This is a genomic window from Thiohalobacter sp. (assembly GCF_027000115.1).
Classification (GTDB): domain Bacteria; phylum Pseudomonadota; class Gammaproteobacteria; order Thiohalobacterales; family Thiohalobacteraceae; genus JALTON01.
Genome location: NZ_JALTON010000033.1, coordinates 1 through 16,153, shown reverse-complemented (window position 1 = coordinate 16,153; position 16,153 = coordinate 1). Strand labels below are relative to the sequence as shown.

General features: G+C 66.0%; 16 protein-coding genes and 1 pseudogene. 8 read left to right on the top strand and 9 right to left on the bottom strand.

From position 1 onward, the window contains the following. Together MVF76_RS05265 and MVF76_RS05260 are read right to left on the bottom strand one after the other, a co-directional pair. A pseudogene (locus tag MVF76_RS05265) lies at positions 1–224 on the bottom strand (hypothetical protein); the annotation flags it as partial. A 2-nt stretch (positions 225–226) separates the two neighbouring features. Further along, positions 227–1,951 (bottom strand): ExeA family protein, encoded by a 1,725-nt coding sequence (locus MVF76_RS05260; protein WP_297527746.1) that lies wholly within the window; start codon positions 1,949–1,951, stop codon positions 227–229. 371 nt (positions 1,952–2,322) lie between these two features. Between MVF76_RS05260 and MVF76_RS05255 the strand changes: the two genes are divergently transcribed. Then, positions 2,323–2,520: a hypothetical protein gene (locus MVF76_RS05255; protein WP_297527745.1), complete on the top strand. Its 198-nt coding sequence runs from the start codon at positions 2,323–2,325 to the stop codon at positions 2,518–2,520. On the opposite strand, the gene MVF76_RS05250 is transcribed toward MVF76_RS05255, so the two are convergent. From MVF76_RS05250 to MVF76_RS05235, 4 genes are all read right to left on the bottom strand, one after another. Further along, a complete protein-coding gene (locus MVF76_RS05250; RefSeq protein WP_297527744.1) occupies positions 2,484–3,107 on the bottom strand; it encodes an alpha/beta hydrolase in 624 nt (207 codons plus the stop codon). The genes MVF76_RS05255 and MVF76_RS05250 overlap by 37 nt on opposite strands. 86 nt (positions 3,108–3,193) lie before the next feature. Continuing rightward, a complete protein-coding gene (locus tag MVF76_RS05245; protein ID WP_297527743.1) occupies positions 3,194–3,418 on the bottom strand; it encodes a hypothetical protein in 225 nt (74 codons plus the stop codon). Between the two features lie 140 nt (positions 3,419–3,558). Further along, positions 3,559–4,266, bottom strand: coding sequence for a TSCPD domain-containing protein (locus MVF76_RS05240; RefSeq protein WP_297527742.1), 708 nt, complete (start codon positions 4,264–4,266; stop codon positions 3,559–3,561). 47 nt (positions 4,267–4,313) lie between these two features. Next, positions 4,314–7,787 (bottom strand): adenosylcobalamin-dependent ribonucleoside-diphosphate reductase, encoded by a 3,474-nt coding sequence (locus tag MVF76_RS05235; protein WP_297527741.1) that lies wholly within the window; start codon positions 7,785–7,787, stop codon positions 4,314–4,316. Between the two features lie 415 nt (positions 7,788–8,202). Here MVF76_RS05235 and MVF76_RS05230 point away from each other — a divergent pair, with 415 nt between their 5' ends. The 5 genes from MVF76_RS05230 (at position 8,203) to MVF76_RS05210 (ending at position 11,919) form a co-directional block, all read left to right on the top strand. Further along, a complete protein-coding gene (locus MVF76_RS05230; RefSeq protein WP_297527740.1) occupies positions 8,203–8,646 on the top strand; it encodes an Hsp20/alpha crystallin family protein in 444 nt (147 codons plus the stop codon). A gap of 86 nt (positions 8,647–8,732) precedes the next feature. After that, on the top strand, positions 8,733–9,698 hold the full coding sequence (locus tag MVF76_RS05225) for a DnaJ C-terminal domain-containing protein (RefSeq protein ID WP_297527739.1): 966 nt from the start codon (positions 8,733–8,735) through the stop codon (positions 9,696–9,698). Then, positions 9,685–10,005, top strand: a complete 321-nt coding sequence (locus MVF76_RS05220) for a chaperone modulator CbpM (protein WP_317622934.1) — start codon at positions 9,685–9,687, stop codon at positions 10,003–10,005. The genes MVF76_RS05225 and MVF76_RS05220 overlap by 14 nt, the downstream gene beginning before the upstream one ends. A gap of 31 nt (positions 10,006–10,036) precedes the next feature. Next, complete coding sequence (locus tag MVF76_RS05215; protein WP_297527738.1) at positions 10,037–10,540, top strand: Hsp20/alpha crystallin family protein; 504 nt, start codon at positions 10,037–10,039, stop codon at positions 10,538–10,540. A gap of 2 nt (positions 10,541–10,542) precedes the next feature. After that, complete coding sequence (locus MVF76_RS05210; protein WP_297527737.1) at positions 10,543–11,919, top strand: DegQ family serine endoprotease; 1,377 nt, start codon at positions 10,543–10,545, stop codon at positions 11,917–11,919. A 118-nt stretch (positions 11,920–12,037) separates the two neighbouring features. Here the strand turns inward: MVF76_RS05210 and groL are convergent, their stop codons facing one another. The 3 genes from groL to MVF76_RS05195 form a co-directional block, all read right to left on the bottom strand. Continuing rightward, positions 12,038–13,684 carry a chaperonin GroEL gene (gene groL / locus MVF76_RS05205; protein ID WP_297527736.1) on the bottom strand — a complete coding sequence of 549 codons (1,647 nt, stop codon included), beginning with the start codon at positions 13,682–13,684 and terminating at the stop codon, positions 12,038–12,040. A 55-nt stretch (positions 13,685–13,739) separates the two neighbouring features. Next, positions 13,740–14,030 (bottom strand): co-chaperone GroES, encoded by a 291-nt coding sequence (gene groES / locus MVF76_RS05200; RefSeq protein WP_297527735.1) that lies wholly within the window; start codon positions 14,028–14,030, stop codon positions 13,740–13,742. Positions 14,031–14,185: 155 nt separating this feature from the next. Continuing rightward, on the bottom strand, positions 14,186–14,623 hold the full coding sequence (locus tag MVF76_RS05195; RefSeq protein ID WP_297527734.1) for an FxsA family protein: 438 nt from the start codon (positions 14,621–14,623) through the stop codon (positions 14,186–14,188). A 744-nt stretch (positions 14,624–15,367) separates the two neighbouring features. Between MVF76_RS05195 and cutA the strand changes: the two genes are divergently transcribed. After that, entirely contained in the window at positions 15,368–15,688 is a 321-nt protein-coding gene (gene cutA, locus MVF76_RS05190) for a divalent-cation tolerance protein CutA (RefSeq protein ID WP_297527733.1), read from the top strand. 20 nt (positions 15,689–15,708) lie between these two features. Further along, positions 15,709–16,153 (top strand): protein-disulfide reductase DsbD domain-containing protein (locus MVF76_RS05185; protein ID WP_297527732.1); only part of this gene is annotated, 445 nt, incomplete at its 3' end.

Here is a 16,153-nt window from a genome sequence, read left to right as displayed (position 1 = left end):
GGATCGGCGCATCGCTGCTGATGGGGCTGATGGCCTGGGGCGGCACTGCGCCCCAGCCACCAGCCGCCCCAGGCCATCAGCCCCATCAGCAGCGATGCGCCGATCCACATCCAGGGGCGCCCCCGAGGGGCCGCGCCCCGGGGCGCGGAGACGCCAGCGTCCAGCGTCACCTTGCCGCTGCGCGCCTGTTCCGACTTGCGGAGCGCATCGAGGATATAGGACATGGTCAACCCTCCGGCCCGGAACGCAGGCGCGGCACGCTTGTCCCACCCGGCAGCTCATTGAGCTTCATCTGCGTCCGTGCGCCCACGATGCCATCGGCCCGCAGGCCCCGCTCGCGCTGGAAACGGCGCACCGCCGCCTCCAGTTCCGCATCGAATCGCTGCGGATCACCGGTCGTCGAGGCAGGCGCGAACCCGCCCCGCATGAGCGCCCGGCGCAGGGCCGCCACCGCGGGGCGGCGCATGCCCGGCCGCAATACCGCACCCTCCGCCAGCGGCCTCCACAGCAGCAGATGGCGGCCCATCCAATGACGGGAAAGATTGTCGAGCGGCCACACCGCCTCCATGCCCCCAGCCTCGAGTGTCACCTGCCCGCCCTGCACCGCGCGCAGCAGCACGGGATGTTCGGCACCCTGCCTGTCACGCAGCCAGAGCAGCGCGGGGCGATCGAACTGCAGCAACTGCTGCCAGGCACCACGCCCGGCGAGGCAGCGCAGGCCCGCGGCCTCGGCCCGGCGGCACGCCGCCTCGCCGCTCAAGCCCTCGGGGAGCGCATAGCCCCAGTCGCGAAACAGGGCTGCCCAGGCAGCATCGGGACGCTCCGCCGCGGCGGCGAGCAGCTCGCTGCTATCGATCCCCGGCGGCGGCGACAGCGCCGGTTCGAGGGAGGCGGATTCAGGGACGATCGCGGGCGCGCTCAGGCGGGCCGGAGGCTCGGGTACTGCCGCCGTGTCTGCCATCGGACCCGGCGCCGGGCGATCCCGATACCACCAGGCCGCCGCCACGGCCGTCCCCAGCAGCACCCCACCGAGAACCAGCAGCCAGGACCAGCGCCGGGTCACCGGAACAGGGGCCTGTGTCGGCGGCAAGACCTCGCGCGCCGCGCGCGACAGGATGCGCAGGCCCACACGATCGGCGTCCTCGACATAGGCGCCGAGCAGGGCCCGGTCACACAGAATGTTGATCAGCCGCGGTATGCCCCCGGTGAGGCGGTGGATACGCGCCAGTGCTGGGCGGCTGAACAGCGGTCGCGTACAACCGGCCACGCGCAGCCGGTGACGCACATAGCCGCGCGTCTCCTCCGCGTCCAGCGGCTCCAGGTGATAACGGGCGGTGATGCGCTGCGCGAGCTGCCGCAGCTCGGGGCAGGCCAGCAGGGCCCGCAGCTCGGGCTGGCCGATCAGGATGATCTGCAGCAGCTTTTCCTCGGCCGTCTCCAGGTTGGTGAGCAGCCGCACCTGTTCCAGCACGCCCGGATCGAGGTTCTGAGCCTCGTCGATGATCACCACCGTGCGCCGGCCCTCGGCATGGGTGCGCAGCAGGTGACGGTTGAGCGCATCTACCCGCTGCCTCAGGCTGCGCGGGTCCTCGGGCTCGGCCACGCCCAGTTCGTCGCAGATGGCCGCGACCAGTTCCAGGGCATCGAGACGCGGATTGAGCAACAGGGCGACATCGACCCGTTCCGGAATCTGTTCCAGCAGGGCCCGGCACAGGGTCGTCTTGCCCGTGCCCACCTCGCCGGTAAGCTGCACGAAACCGCCCTCGTTGAGTCCGAACAGCAGGTGGGCCAGCGCCTCGCGATGGCGGTCGCTGAGGTAGAGAAAGCGCGGATCGGGGGCAATCGAGAACGGGCGGCCCTCGATGCCGAAGTGCGCGGCATACATGGACGTGACGTCCTCGCGCCCGGCATCGACGGCGGCGGTTTCAGTCTGGGCGATGAGCTGTGGCATGACGCCCACATACGGTCCCGCGACAAAAGGTGCCTCATGATAACCAGATGGACCCTGTTCCGGCCAATGATGCATCCGGCCGCAAGCGATCACGCGACTGTAAGGTTTTCCGCCTCCGCGTGGGCAACAGGCCGCGCCCGGAAGACAATTGAAAGACAACGGGTTACCACATAACTTCCAGCGCCGGATGTCGAAAGATCTGACACGCCCCGCCACCACCGAACCCCAACCTCGCCCCAACGATTTGAAAATATTGACAAACCATCCAACCCGATGGGGCCGGCATGGCCCTTGCTAGAGTTGATCCAGAGGTTTCGAGAACAGGCCTGCCCGCCCCCCGAGGCGAGGTGGCCACCGAGGGGGAGAAAGCGATGGCAACATCAGTGAGACGACAGATCGCGGGCCATTCCATCACCGCCCGCCCCGTGGCCGACCCGCGCGGCCGACCCCTGTACTGGACCGCGATCGTGGACAACCGCACCCTGGCCCGGACCTTCGAATCCGCAACGGCGGTGTTCCGGCACGCGCGCCGTCAGCTGGAGTCGAACAGCGCCTGCTCCAGCGTCTGACGCAGCAGGTTGAGCCGACCATGGAAGAAATGGCCGACCCCGGGCAGGAAACGTGCATCGACCGCCCGCGCCTGCCCTGACAGCCAGCGACGGACGGCCGCCGCCGGCACCAGCTCGTCGTCTTCACCCTGCACGAGCAACCAGGGACAGCCTGGCGCCGGCAGGGCATCGAAGTCGAACAGATTCACTGGCGGCGCCAGGGTGATGAGTCGCGCCGGGGCGCAGGCCGGGGCGGCGCGCAGGGCCACATAGGCGCCAAACGAGAAACCCGCCAGCCAGAGTTCCACTCCAGGGAAACGCGCGCGCACGGCCGCGCAGGCGGCGAGCAGATCCTCAGTCTCGCCCACGCCCGCGTCGAACGCACCGGCGCTCGCACCCACACCGCGGAAGTTGAAGCGCAACACCGCGAACCCCTTGTGCCCCAGCGTGGCCGCCGTCTGATGCACCACCTTGTTGCCGAGGCTGCCGCCGTGCAGGCTGTGCGGATGGCAGACCACCGCCACGCCCAGCGGTGGCACCTCCGGCAACAGCAAGCGGGCCTCCAGCGGCCCGGCGGGGCCCTGGAGAGTCAGGGGCGCTTCAGACATCGAGAAATCGTCAGGCAGGGGGAGGTTCCGGGGCAAAGGGAAGCGCCGGCCGCGCGGCTCGCCGGCGCCCGCACGCCCGTGCGGGATCAGACGTCGCGGACCCGCTCGCGACGCTCGATGCGCGGTGAATGCAACGCCAGATCCAGGTAGTACCAGCCGTCGAGATCGATGTAATCCCGCTTGCCGCTGGCGTATTCAAGCGCCACGCAACTGATCCGGCCCCGCGAATACATGACCGCCCGCACCTGGACCAGTTGACCGACGATGTTGGTATACCAGTAGCCGGGTATCGGCCTTTGCTGAAGCAACATGGTTCTTCTCGCCCTGCTCACCCTGACCCACCTTGCCCGGAATGCCCGGGTCCCCTCGTTTGCTGAACCGCTGCCGATCCCAGCCGCCGGACCGACAACGCTATCCTACACCCTTTGCCCCGCCGGAAACTTGACCCCGCTCAACCGCACTTGGATTCGCCGCAGTTGAGGCAGGTCAGACAGCCGTCCATCTGGATGGCCGCCTTGGTGTTGCACTTGGGACACAGTTGCGCTCCATCCGGGAACTCCCCGGATTCGCTGGCCTCGGCGGCCTTGACCGAGGCCTCGTACTGGGCGCGCTTCTCGGCGATCAGCCGCTGCTGGTGCTCGTCCAGCCCCTCGTCGGCCAGCAGGCCGATCATGCGCAGATGGCATTCGATGGCATCGCCGATCTCAGCCACCAGCGAGGGCATGTACTTGCCGCCCTTCTTGAAGTAGCCGCCGCGCGGGTCGAACACCGAGCGCAGCTCCTCGACCAGGAAGGTCACGTCGCCCCCCTTGCGGAATACCGCCGAGATGATCCGTGTCAGCGCCACGATCCACTGGAAGTGGTCCATGTTCTTCGAATTGATGAAGATCTCGAAGGGACGGCGCAGCTCATGCTCGGTGCCGGCATTGAGGATAACGTCGTTGATGGTGACATAGAGCGCATGCTCGGACAGCGGCGTCTTGATCTTGTAGGTGGAGCCCAGCAGCATTTCCGGACGCTCCAGCTTCTCGGTGAGCTGGACCACCTTGTCTTCCTGCGGCGGCGCCCCGGCAACGGGCGCCTCTGCCGCACCGGCCTCTTCTTCCTCGTCCTTGCGGACCTTGTAATCGACGATCTTCTTCTCGATTCTGATGGTCATGTTCCTGGAACCTCTTGCCGGGATCCCGTGCCCTGCCGGCAACGGGATCAGAATTTGCCGTAATACCCCTCCTTGAGGGCATCGTAGAGATTGGCGGCGGTGTGCACCTCGCCGTCGTACTCGACCTCCTCGTTGCCCTTGACCTCGAGCTTCGAACCATCCTCGAGCACGAACACGTAGGTGGTGTTCTCCAGATCCTTCTCCTTGACCAGCACACCCTGAAACGCCTCCGGGTTGAAGCGGAAGGTGGTGCAACCCTTCAGGCCCTGCTCATAGGCATAGAGATAGATATCCTTGAAGTCCTCGTAGGGATAGTCGGTGGGCACGTTGGCCGTCTTGGAAATGCTCGAATCCACCCACTTCTGGGCCGCCGCCTGGATATCGACATGGGCCCGCGGGGTGATGTCGTCGGCGGTAATGAAGTAGTCGGGCAGGGCCTTGTCCGGATCGTCCGCGTACGGCATGGCCTCGCCGTTGACCAGATGCCGGTAGGCCAGCAACTCGAAGGAATACACCGGCACCTTTTCCTTGGTCTTGCGACCCTCGCGAATCACGTTACGGAAATAATGATGGGCAAACGAGGGCTCGATGCCATTGCTGGCGTTGTTGGCCAGCGACAGGGAAATGGTGCCGGTCGGCGCGATGGAGGAGTGGTGCGTGAAACGGGCACCGACCAGCGCCAGCTCCTGCACCAGATCGGGCTCGACCTCGGCGACCCGCTGCATGTAGCGGCTGTAGCGCGCATGCAGCAGCTTGCCCTGCACCCGGTCGCCGACCTTCCAGCCGTCCTCGCGCATTTCGGGGCGCGCGGCCAGCATTTCCTCGGTGACAGTGAACTCCTCTTCCATGATCGGCGCCGGACCCTTCTCGCGCGCCAGTTCCAGCGCCTGCCGCCAGCCCTCGACCGCAAGCTCGCGCGACACGCGCTCGGTGAATTCCAGCGACTCGGCGTCGCCGTACTTCATGCGCAGCATGGTGAGCGTCGAGCCCAAGCCGAGAAAGCCCATGCCGTGGCGGCGCTTGCGCATGATCTCGTCGCGCTGACCGTCCAGCGGCAGACCGTTGATCTCCACCACGTTGTCCAGCATGCGCGTGAACACGCCGACCACCTTGCGGAATTCTTCCCAGTCGAAACGGGCATTTTCCGTGAAGGGGTCGATCACGAACTTGGTCAGGTTCACGGAACCGAGCAGGCAGGAACCGTAGGGCGGCAGCGGCTGTTCGCCACAGGGATTGGTGGCGCGAATGTTCTCGCAGAACCAGTTGTTGTTCATCTCGTTGACCTTGTCGATGAGGATGAACCCGGGTTCGGCGAAATCGTAGGTCGACGCCATGATCATGTCCCACAGCCGGCGCGCGGGCACGGTGCGGTAGACCTTGCAGGCCACCCGCCCCTGGTCGTCGGTGACATAGCCGTCGTTGCTCGGCCAGCTTCGCCAGATGACCTGTTCGGGGTTGTCGAGATCAAGCCGTTCCACCTCCAGCTCCGCGGGGGTCAGCGGGAAGGCCAACTGCCAGTCGGCATCGGCCTTGACCGCCTCCATGAAGTCGCGGGTGATCAGCAGGCTGAGATTGAACTGGCGTAGGCGGCCGTCCTCGCGCTTGGCGCGAATGAAGTCCATCACGTCCGGATGGCCAACGTCGAAGGTCGCCATCTGCGCGCCACGGCGGCCGCCGGCGGAGGACACCGTGAAACACATCTTGTCGTAGATATCCATGAACGACAGCGGCCCCGAGGTGTAGGCACCGGCACCGGCGACATAGGCCCCCTTGGGGCGCAGGGTGGAGAACTCGTAGCCGATGCCGCAGTTGTGAATCACCATCAGGCCGTGGTTGCCCGCCAGGTAGTTGTTGTGTTTCTCCACCGTGAAGTCGTAGAAGGTCTCGGGCAGATCCAGGTTGCGACGGATGCCTTCCACGGGGCGCAAGGTACGCACAAAGCCGATGGCCTCGCGCAAATGGGGGAACCGTGCCTCCCAGCGGTCCAGCCAGACGCGGCTGACCACCGGGGCACGATGATAGCCGTGATAGAAACCCAGCGACTGGCGTTCTGCATGGCCCAGCCCGGCCTGTTCGGCTTCCAGCGCCTCGCGCAGCGCCCGGCTCATGACATAGCGGTCGTACTGCCCTGCCTGGCTGGCATGCCGGCGGATACGATCCCGCTTGCCGCTGTCGGCCATGTAACGCGCAACTTCCTGCAGGAAGGCTGAATCCGAGATCTTGAGCATGGCACCACCATGATCGTGGATCACCTTGCCCTGGTAACAGTGGCTGCGCGGCTTGCGGCGGGTGATGGCGGCATGCACGCCGAACAACCCCAGCAGGGACTGGAGCGACTCGGCAAAGGCGTGGTTGCGCGTGGCCAGGGTCACACTGCCGCCTTCGGTGCTCACCGTGCCGTCCGTGTCGATGAGACCGGCCAGGAAAGGCAGGAAATGCCGTTCGGGATGCCGGGCTATCCAGGCGGGCACCTGCAGGTTATCGCACTTCCTGCCGAGCTGGTCGTCGATCAGTTCGGCGGCGCGGCTGGCTGCAAAGCTGGAAACCCTGTAGTCCCAGACGGGTGTGCCGTTGGGTGTGGCCGTGGCCACCACCCGCGCCTGGCTGCCACAAAAGGCACGGAAAAATGCGGCATAACGTTCCGCCACTTCGCGCTCGGCTGCGCGAATCTTGAACACCAGGCGGCGGCCGGCAATCCGCGCCCGCCGCGCCCAGGTCCGGCGGCTGTCGCGGTAGTTGTAGTGTTTTTCGTAGGCACTGCCATCGCCCAGGTGTGCCCCGGCGAACCAGGCCTCGTCGGCGCGCGATGCCGCTGCCCGCCAGGGCAGCTGGTGATGCACCAGGGCATCCGTTTCACTCACCTCGTCGGCCCGCACCCAATGCAGCCTGTCTTCCCGATACACCAGCACCGGGTGCTTGATGGAGGTTCTGAGCACCGTGCCACTGGAGCGGATCTCGATGTTCTCGGTCTGCGGCACGTGGGTTGTCAGATGACGTTCGATGCGCCGCATCTCGAAACGTCCCTTTGCCTTGTCATAGGCAAGGATCCGCTCGTGCCTGTCACGCACGGCTTCATCGGCGGTCACCAGACCATGCTCGGTCACCACCTGGGTGCCGGGCGCCACGCAACCGGCCTTCAATGTCAGCCCTGCCTCATGGACCTTCTCGAGGATGTCGTCCATGGAGTCGCGGATGGTGCCGGAGACGGTGCAGTTGATGGTCGAGGTCGCCGGCTTGTGCTCCCAGGCGCCGGCATTGGAGGTGATGCGGCCGGCGGGGATGGCGCCGCGGCGCAGGGCCCAGAGAAACTGTTCGTACCAGTGTTCGCGCAGTTCGGGCGTCTGCTCCACCTCGGCCAGTGCCCGGGCGACGCGCTGCCAGGTTCCATCGATGTCCTGATCGACGGCCACACCCTCCTTGGTCTTCAGCCGGTACTTCTTGTCCCAGATATCCAGCGATGCATCCTGCAGCGGAATCTCCGCGCAGCCATTGGACACGGCCTCGAGGTGTGCTGTCTTCATCGAACCTCCTGGTTCCCTCTTGATGGTTTTCCGACGGGTGGGGCACCCGAATCGCGTACCGGCTGTTCTTTCCACGCCCGGCTGGCGACCGATGCTCGACCACAAGATATTGTGGTGACAAGCATAGAGTAGGTGGCGCCCGGTGCCCTGTCAACATGCCGCACAGCTATTTTTTATACTTAAATTACAGTAAGTTATGAATCAACCGTGTATCAACAAGTTATGCACAGGGTTGTCCACCGCTGAGCGGCCACCCCAACATATTGTGGCACGAATCATGCTTTTCCCCGCACCCCCGGGGCCGGACGGCTCCAATCTGCAGCGGATGCCACGCCAACCCCTTGATGCCTGGCGCGGGCGTTCCCATATAGGCGTCAAACCGAACCGAATCCAGAGACTCAAGGAGGGCAAGACCATGAACGTCGTACGCTACGAACCCTGGGGGCTGCTGAACCAGCTGCACAAGGAGATCGACCAGCTCTTCGACCCGCGCCGGGCGCTGGCCGAGGGCGACAAGGAAACCAGCACCGCGGACTGGGTGCCGGCCGTCGACATCAAGGAAGAGGCGGATCGCTTCGTGATCCATGCCGACATCCCGGGCGTCGACCCCGACAAGATCGATGTCAGCATGGAGGACGGCATTCTCACCATCAAGGGCGAGCGCGAGAGCGAGAACAAGGAAGAGCGCGAGGGCTACAAGCGCATCGAGCGCGTGCGCGGCAGCTTCTTCCGCCGTTTCAGCCTGCCCGATACCGCCGATGCCGACAAGATCAGCGCCAAGGCGAAGAACGGCGTGCTGGAGGTGATCATCCCCAAGCACGAGAAGGTCCAGCCGCGCCGCATCCAGGTCGAAAGCTGAGCCCGGCCTGGACCCGAACCGGGACACCTGCCCTGCCGCACTGCGGCGGGGCGGGTACCTGCAACCCTGACTGACCGGACCGCCGCATGGAATTCAAGGACTATTACGAAACGCTGGGCGTCAAGCGCGATGCCACCCAGGACGAGATCAAGCGCGCCTACCGCAAGCTGGCGCGCAAGTATCATCCGGACGTGAGCAGCGAGCCCGATGCCGAGGCGCGCTTCAAGGAAGTCAAGGAGGCCTACGAGGTCCTCAAGGACCCCGAAAAGCGTGCCGCCTACGACCAGCTCGGCAGCCGCTGGCGCGAGGGCCAGGATTTCCAGCCGCCGCCCGGCTGGGATGCCGGCTTCGAATTCAGCGGCGGCGGCTTCACCGACGCCGATGCCGCCCAGTTCAGCGAGTTCTTCGAATCCCTGTTCGGTGGCCGGGGCGCCCACTTCCACACCGGTGGCCGACGCCGGCGCCGCAGTTTCAAGGGCGAGGATCATCACGCGAAGATCCTCATCCGGCTCGAGGACGCCTACCAGGGCGCGACGCGCAGCATCCAGCTTCAGGTTCCGGAACTGACGCCGGATGGCCATGTCACCCTGCGCAAGCGCACCCTGCAGGTGAAGATTCCAAAGGGCATCGCCGCCGGCCAGCAGATCCGCCTGGCCGGCCAGGGCGCGCCCGGCATCGAGGGTGGTCCGGCAGGGGATCTGTACCTGGAGGTCGAGTTCGAGCCGCACCCCCTCTATCAGGTCGAAGGCCGCGATGTCTATCTGACCCTGCCGGTCGCACCCTGGGAGGCCGCGCTCGGCGCCAGGGTGCAGGTGCCCACGCTGGGTGGCCGCGTGGACCTGAAGATCCCCGCCGGATCGCAGTCCGGCCAGAAGCTGCGCCTCAAGGGCCGCGGCCTGCCCGGCAAGACGCCCGGGGACCAGTACGTGGTGCTGAAGATCGTGGTACCGCGGAAACTCGACGACAAGGGTCGCGCCCTGTTCGAACAGATGGCGCGCGAGATTCCGTTCAATCCCAGAGAGGAACTGGAGGCCTACCGTGGTGTCGCCTGATGTCGTGTTGACGCTTCTGGACGAAGCGACCGAGCTCACCCTGCGGGACCTGTGCGCCGCCTGCGACCTGCATGCCGAGGCGCTGGTCGAAATGGTCGAGCAGGGCATGCTCACGCCCCGCGGCACCACGCCGTCGAGCTGGCGCTTCCCGGCCACCAGCCTCAAGCGCGTGCGCACGGCCCTGCGCCTGCAACAGGACCTGGGAGTGAACCTGGCCGGCGCGGCGCTGGCGCTGGAACTGCTCGACGAACTGGCCCGGCTGCGCACCCGGGTGCGGCTGCTGGAATGCCAGCTCGGCCAAGACTGAACCCGCAACACAGAGACTCAAGGAGGTCGCGATGAGTACCTTGCAGGAACTTCGCCAGGGTCTGTCCGAGGGCTGGGACTGGCTGACCGAGGGCTGGCGCGCGCTGCGCGAGCGCGCGGGCCTGGCGCTGACCCGCTTCCGTCCGGCGCGCCGGGAGGACAACCTGCAGACGGCGGGTGACCAGCTCATCAGCCAGACGGCAAGCTGGGGTCTGCTGCCGGCCGAGATCCGCGAGACCCCGGACGAGATCCGGGTCCGCATCGAGGTGCCCGGAATGGAGGCGGACGACTTTGACATCAGCGTGTTCGACAACATCTTGGTCGTGCGCGGCGAGAAACACATCCGGCGCGAGACCGACGAGGGACGCTTCCAGCTCATGGAATGCGCCTATGGCGCCTTCGAACGCGCGGTGCCGTTGCCGACCGAGGTCGACGACAGTCGTGCCCGCGCCCGCTACCGCCGCGGCGTGCTGACCGTCACCCTGCCCAAGTCGGAACGCGGCCGCATGCGGCGCATCGAGGTGGGACACGACTGAGCATGGGGGGCAACAACCGGCCGCTGACGACAGCACTGTGGCTGCTGGCCCTCCTGGTCCTCGGTGCACCGGCGTCCGCCCACCTGCCGGTGGCTGTCGGCGGAGAGCCGTTGCCGACCCTGGCCCCCATGCTGGAGCGCACCACGCCGGCGGTGGTCAACATCGCCACCGTCGGCCATGTGCGGCTGCGGCAGAACCCCCTGTTCAGTGACCCCTTCTTTCGCCGTTTCTTCGAATTGCCCGACCGGCCCCTGCGGCGGCCGACCCAGAGCCTGGGCTCGGGCGTGGTGGTCGATGCCGAGCGCGGCTACGTGATCACCAACCATCATGTGATCGCCAACGCCGACCGCATCCGGGTGATGCTCAGCGACGGACGCCAGTTCGACGCCGAACTCATCGGCAGCGATCCCGACTCCGACATCGCGGTGATCCGCATCCCGGCGCAGCGGCTCACCGCCCTGCCCCTGGCCGATTCCGACCGGCTGCGGGTCGGCGACTTCGTGGTGGCCATCGGCAATCCCTTCGGTCTCGGGCAGACGGTCACCTCGGGCATCGTCAGCGCGCTCGGACGCAGCGGCCTGGGCATCGAGGGCCTGGAGGATTTCATCCAGACCGACGCCTCCATCAATCCGGGCAATTCCGGCGGGGCGCTGGTGAACCTGCGTGGCGAGCTGGTGGGCATCAACACCGCCATCATCGCCCCGGGCGGCGGGAACGTCGGTATCGGCTTCGCCATCCCGGTCAACATGGCGCGCGCCATCATGACCCAGCTCATCGAACATGGCGAGGTGCGCCGCGGGCGGCTGGGCATCCTGGTGCAGGACCTGACGCCGGAACTGGCCGAGGCCTTTGGCCTGCCCGCCGAGCGCCGCGGCACCGTCATTGCCGACGTGGTCGAAAATTCCCCCGCGCACCGTGCCGGCCTGCGCCCCGGCGACATCCTGCTGGCCATCAATGACCGTGCCATCGAGGACACCGCCGACGTGCGCAACCGCATCGGCCTGCTGCGGGTCGGCGACGAGGTGCGGATCGAGGTGCTGCGCAACGGCAAGCGGCGAACCTTCACCGCCCGCATCGAGGCGCCACGGGTCAGCACCCTCGACGGCGCGCGCATCGACCGGCGACTGGCCGGCGCCGTGCTGGCGGAGATCGAGCCGGGGCTGACCGATCCGGCCACCGCCGGCGTGGTGGTCCAGTCGGTCGAACCGGGCAGTCCGGCGGCGCGGGCCGGACTGCTGCCGGGCGACCGCCTGGTTTCCCTCAACCGCCGACCGATCCGTCGTCTCGAGGATCTGGAACAGGTGCCGCGACGGCCGAACGGCACCTTGTTGCTCAACATCCAGCGCGGCGATGGCGCCTTCTTCCTGGTAATCCGCTGACCCCCGACCCGCCTGTCCCGTATCGCACCATCGCCGGGGACCGCAGCGCGATGACGCTTTGCCCCCAAAGAAAAACCCCGCCGAAGCGGGGTTTTCCTGCAGGGCCCTGGCGCGGCGATTACATCATCCCCATGCCGCCCATGTCGCCCATGCCGCCCATGTCGGGCGCCGCTGCGGCGCTCTCTTCCTTCGGCAGCTCGGCCACCATGCACTCGGTGGTGATCATCAGGCCGGAGACCGAAGCGGCGTTCTGGAGGGCGGAACGGGTGACCTTGGTCGGATCCAGGATACCCATGTCGACCATGTCGCCGTACTCGCCGGTACCGGCGTTGTAGCCGAAGTTGCCCTCGCCGTCGCGCACCTTGGCCAGGATCACCGAGGCCTCCTCGCCGGCGTTGCTGACGATCTGGCGCAGCGGCTCTTCCATCGCACGACGGGCGATGTCGATGCCGACGTCCTGATCGTGGTTGTCGCCCTTGAGTTCGGCGATGCCGGCACGCGCCCGGATCAGCGCCACGCCGCCACCGGGCACCACGCCTTCCTCGACCGCGGCACGGGTGGCATGTAGCGCGTCCTCGACGCGGGCCTTCTTCTCCTTCATCTCGACCTCGGTCGCGGCACCGACCTTGATCACGGCCACACCGCCGGCCAGCTTGGCCACGCGCTCCTGCAGCTTCTCGCGATCGTAGTCGGAGGTGGCCTCCTCGATCTGGGCACGGATCTGCTTGACGCGGGCCTCGATGTCTTCCTTGCGGCCGGCACCGTCGATGATGGTGGTGTTCTCCTTGGAGACCTGGACCTTCTTGGCGGTGCCCAGATCCTCCAGCGTGGCCTTCTCCAGCGCCATGCCGGTTTCCTCGGAGATCACGGTGCCGCCGGTGAGAATGGCGATGTCCTGCAACATGGCCTTGCGGCGGTCGCCGAAGCCCGGTGCCTTCACGGCGCAGACCTTGACGATACCGCGGATGCTGTTGACCACCAGGGTGGCCAGCGCCTCGCCCTCGACGTCCTCGGCGATGATCAGCAGCGGCTTGCCGGCCTTGGCCACACCCTCCAGCACGGGCAGAAGATCACGGATGTTGGAGATCTTCTTGTCGTGGATGAGGATGTAGGGGTTCTCCAGCTCCGCAGTCATGTTCTGCTGGTTGGTCACGAAGTAGGGCGAGAGGTAACCGCGGTCGAACTGCATGCCTTCCACGACATCCAGCTCGTTCTCGAGGGTGGAGCCTTCTTCCACGGTGATCACGCCTTCCTTGCCGACCTTCTCCATGGCCTCGGCGATGATGCTGCCGATGGAGGCATCGGAGTTGGCGGAGATGGTGCCGACCTGAGCGATGGCCTTGGTGTCCTCGCAGGGCTTGGAGAGCTTCTTCAGCTCCTCGACCGCCGCGGCCACGGCCTTGTCGATGCCACGCTTGAGGTCCATCGGGTTCATGCCGGCCGCCACGGCCTTCATGCCTTCCTTGAAAATGGACTGCGCCAGCACGGTCGCGGTGGTGGTGCCGTCACCGGCGACGTCGGAAGTCTGCGAAGCAACCTCCTTCACCATCTGCGCGCCCATGTTCTCGAACTTGTCCTTGAGCTCGATTTCCTTGGCCACGGACACGCCGTCCTTGGTCACGGTCGGCGCTCCGAACGACTTCTCGAGCACCACGTTGCGGCCCTTGGGACCGAGGGTCACCTTGACCGCATTGGCCAGGGTGTTGACGCCCTTCACCATGCGCTGGCGGGCCTCGTCACTGAACTTGACTTCTTTTGCCGTCATGATCGAATCCTCTTGACTGCTGTATCTCTTTCCGAACGGTCGGGATCGGGCGGCCTCAGCCCTCGATCACCGCCATGATGTCTTCCTCACGCATCACGAGCAGGTCCTCGCCATCCACCTTGACCTCGGTGCCGGCGTACTTGCCGAACAGGACCTTGTCACCCACTTTCACGTCGAGAGGACGCACATCGCCATTTTCCAGCAGCTTGCCGTTGCCGACGGCGATCACCTCGCCCCGGATCGGCTTCTCTGCCGCAGTATCCGGGATGACAATCCCTCCAGCGGTGGTACGTTCCTCTTCCATGCGCTTGATGATCACACGATCATGTAACGGACGGATATTCATGCGAATCGTCTCCTTGAACACAAAACCATTTCAGGTTCATGAGGTTAGCGAGCGCTGTTAGCACTCGTTTTTAGTGAGTGCTAATAATAGCGACGCCTTCGCCAGAATCAAGGGGCGAAATCCATAGAAATTATTTATCAGAAGATAAAAACTGACTAATCCTCGCGAGTGTACTCGCCGTCGAGGGTCAGCGGCCCCCGCGGCCCGGGCGAACCACCCGGGGGCGCCCCGGGTCCGCCCGGCCGCCCGAAGAAGCGCAGGATCAGCCAGCGCCGCAGCGCGGGGATGAGCAGGAGGAAACCCAGGGTATCGGTGAAGAAACCCGGCGTCAGCAGCAGCGCCCCGCAGATCACCAGAACGGCGCCTTCCAGCATCTCGAGTGCCGGCACCTCGCCACGCATCATGGCCAGTTGCACCCGCTGCAAGGTGGCCAGACCCTGCAGGCGGATCAGGAAGGCGCCCACCACCGCCGTCAGCACCACCAGTAGCACCGTCGGCCAGGCCCCGATCACCCCGCCAACCTTGATCAGGAGGTAGATTTCGATCAGGGGAACGGTCAGGAAGACCAGCAGCAGGGCGGTGAAGGGACTCATCCCGGCACCTTAACGGATGCTGCATGCAGGCGACAAGGCCAGAGCCCGACAAGAGCGCCACGGGCGGCACGAGCGCCCGCCCGGCCACCCCCGCAGGATGGGCAAAGCGAAGCGTGCCCATCAACCCCCCGCAAGAGCGCCACGGACAACACGGAAGGCACGGAAAGCATGAGTGTCCGCACCACGACCCCGCGTAGGATGGGCAAAGCAAAGCGTGCCCATCAAGCCCCCGCAAGAGCGCCACGGACAACACGGAAGGCACGGAAAGCATGAGTGTCCGCACCACGACCCCGCGTAGGATGGGCAAAGCAAAGCGTGCCCATCAAGCCCCCGCAAGAACGTCGCGGACGACACGGATGGCACGGACAGAATAGAACTGCCGGGCGGGCCCGCGAGAACCGCAGGGCACCCGAAGGGGGCGGCAGCGGGGCGGCCTTTCTTTATGGTTGCTTTTCCTCGGCCAGCCAAAGATAAAGTAACCCGCCCGGCAGGGGGGAAAAGGTGAATGCTGTCACTGCCGTCTGGTGATGCGAGCCGGCTGTGGGTTGATGGGCACGCTTTGCTTTGCCCATCCTACCCTTGGTCGGCGGCCAGCCCGGCATCTCATTCGGTCCGTGCCTTACGTGTCGTCCGTGGCGCTCTTGATACAGATCCCCCCGGCGGAATATCCCGCCCCACCCCGACGTCCTGAAGACAGGCCGCGCCTTCCCCCGAACGGCCGCATCCGCTATCTTCCGGAGCACCATGCCCGCCAGCCACCGCATCGTCTTCTGCACCGTGCCCGATACCGAAGTGGGCAGCCGCCTGGCCGAGGCCCTGGTCGAGGAAGGGCTGGCGGCCTGCGTGAACCTGTTGCCGGGACTGACCTCGATCTACCGCTGGGAGGGCAAGCTGCACAAGGACGGCGAGGCACTGTTGCTGATCAAGACCCGGGCGGACCGCTTTGGCCAGCTTGCAGCGCGCATCCGGCAACTCCACCCCTATGAACTTCCGGAAATCGTGGCAGTCCCATTGAACGAAGGCCCGCCCGAATATCTGGACTGGATCGACCGCGCGGTCGACTGACACACAAGCCAAGGTGACCCATGCGCCGTCTGTGGACTTCCCTCACCCTCCTTCTCGCGCTCTCCGGCCTCCTGCCCGCAGCCCTGGCACAGGGCGGGCTGTTCGGTGACGACGAACTGCTGCCGGCCGACGAGGCCTTCGCGATTTCCGCGCGGGTCGCCGAAGGTGACCGCGTTCTGGTCACCTGGAAGGTCGCGGACGGCTACTATCTCTATCGCAGCCGCATCCAGTTCCGCAGCGACACGCCCGGCATCCAGCTCGGCGAGCCGAGGCTCCCGCCCGGGAAGGAAAAGCACGACGAGTTCTTCGGTGATGTCGAGATCTACCAGAAAACGGTCACCATCGAGATCCCCTTCACCCGCGGCCCGGATGCCGGCAGCAGCCTGAAGCTCACCGCAACTTCGCAGGGCTGCGCCGAACGCGGTGTCTGCTACCCCCCCCACCGGCAGACGATCACCCTTGACC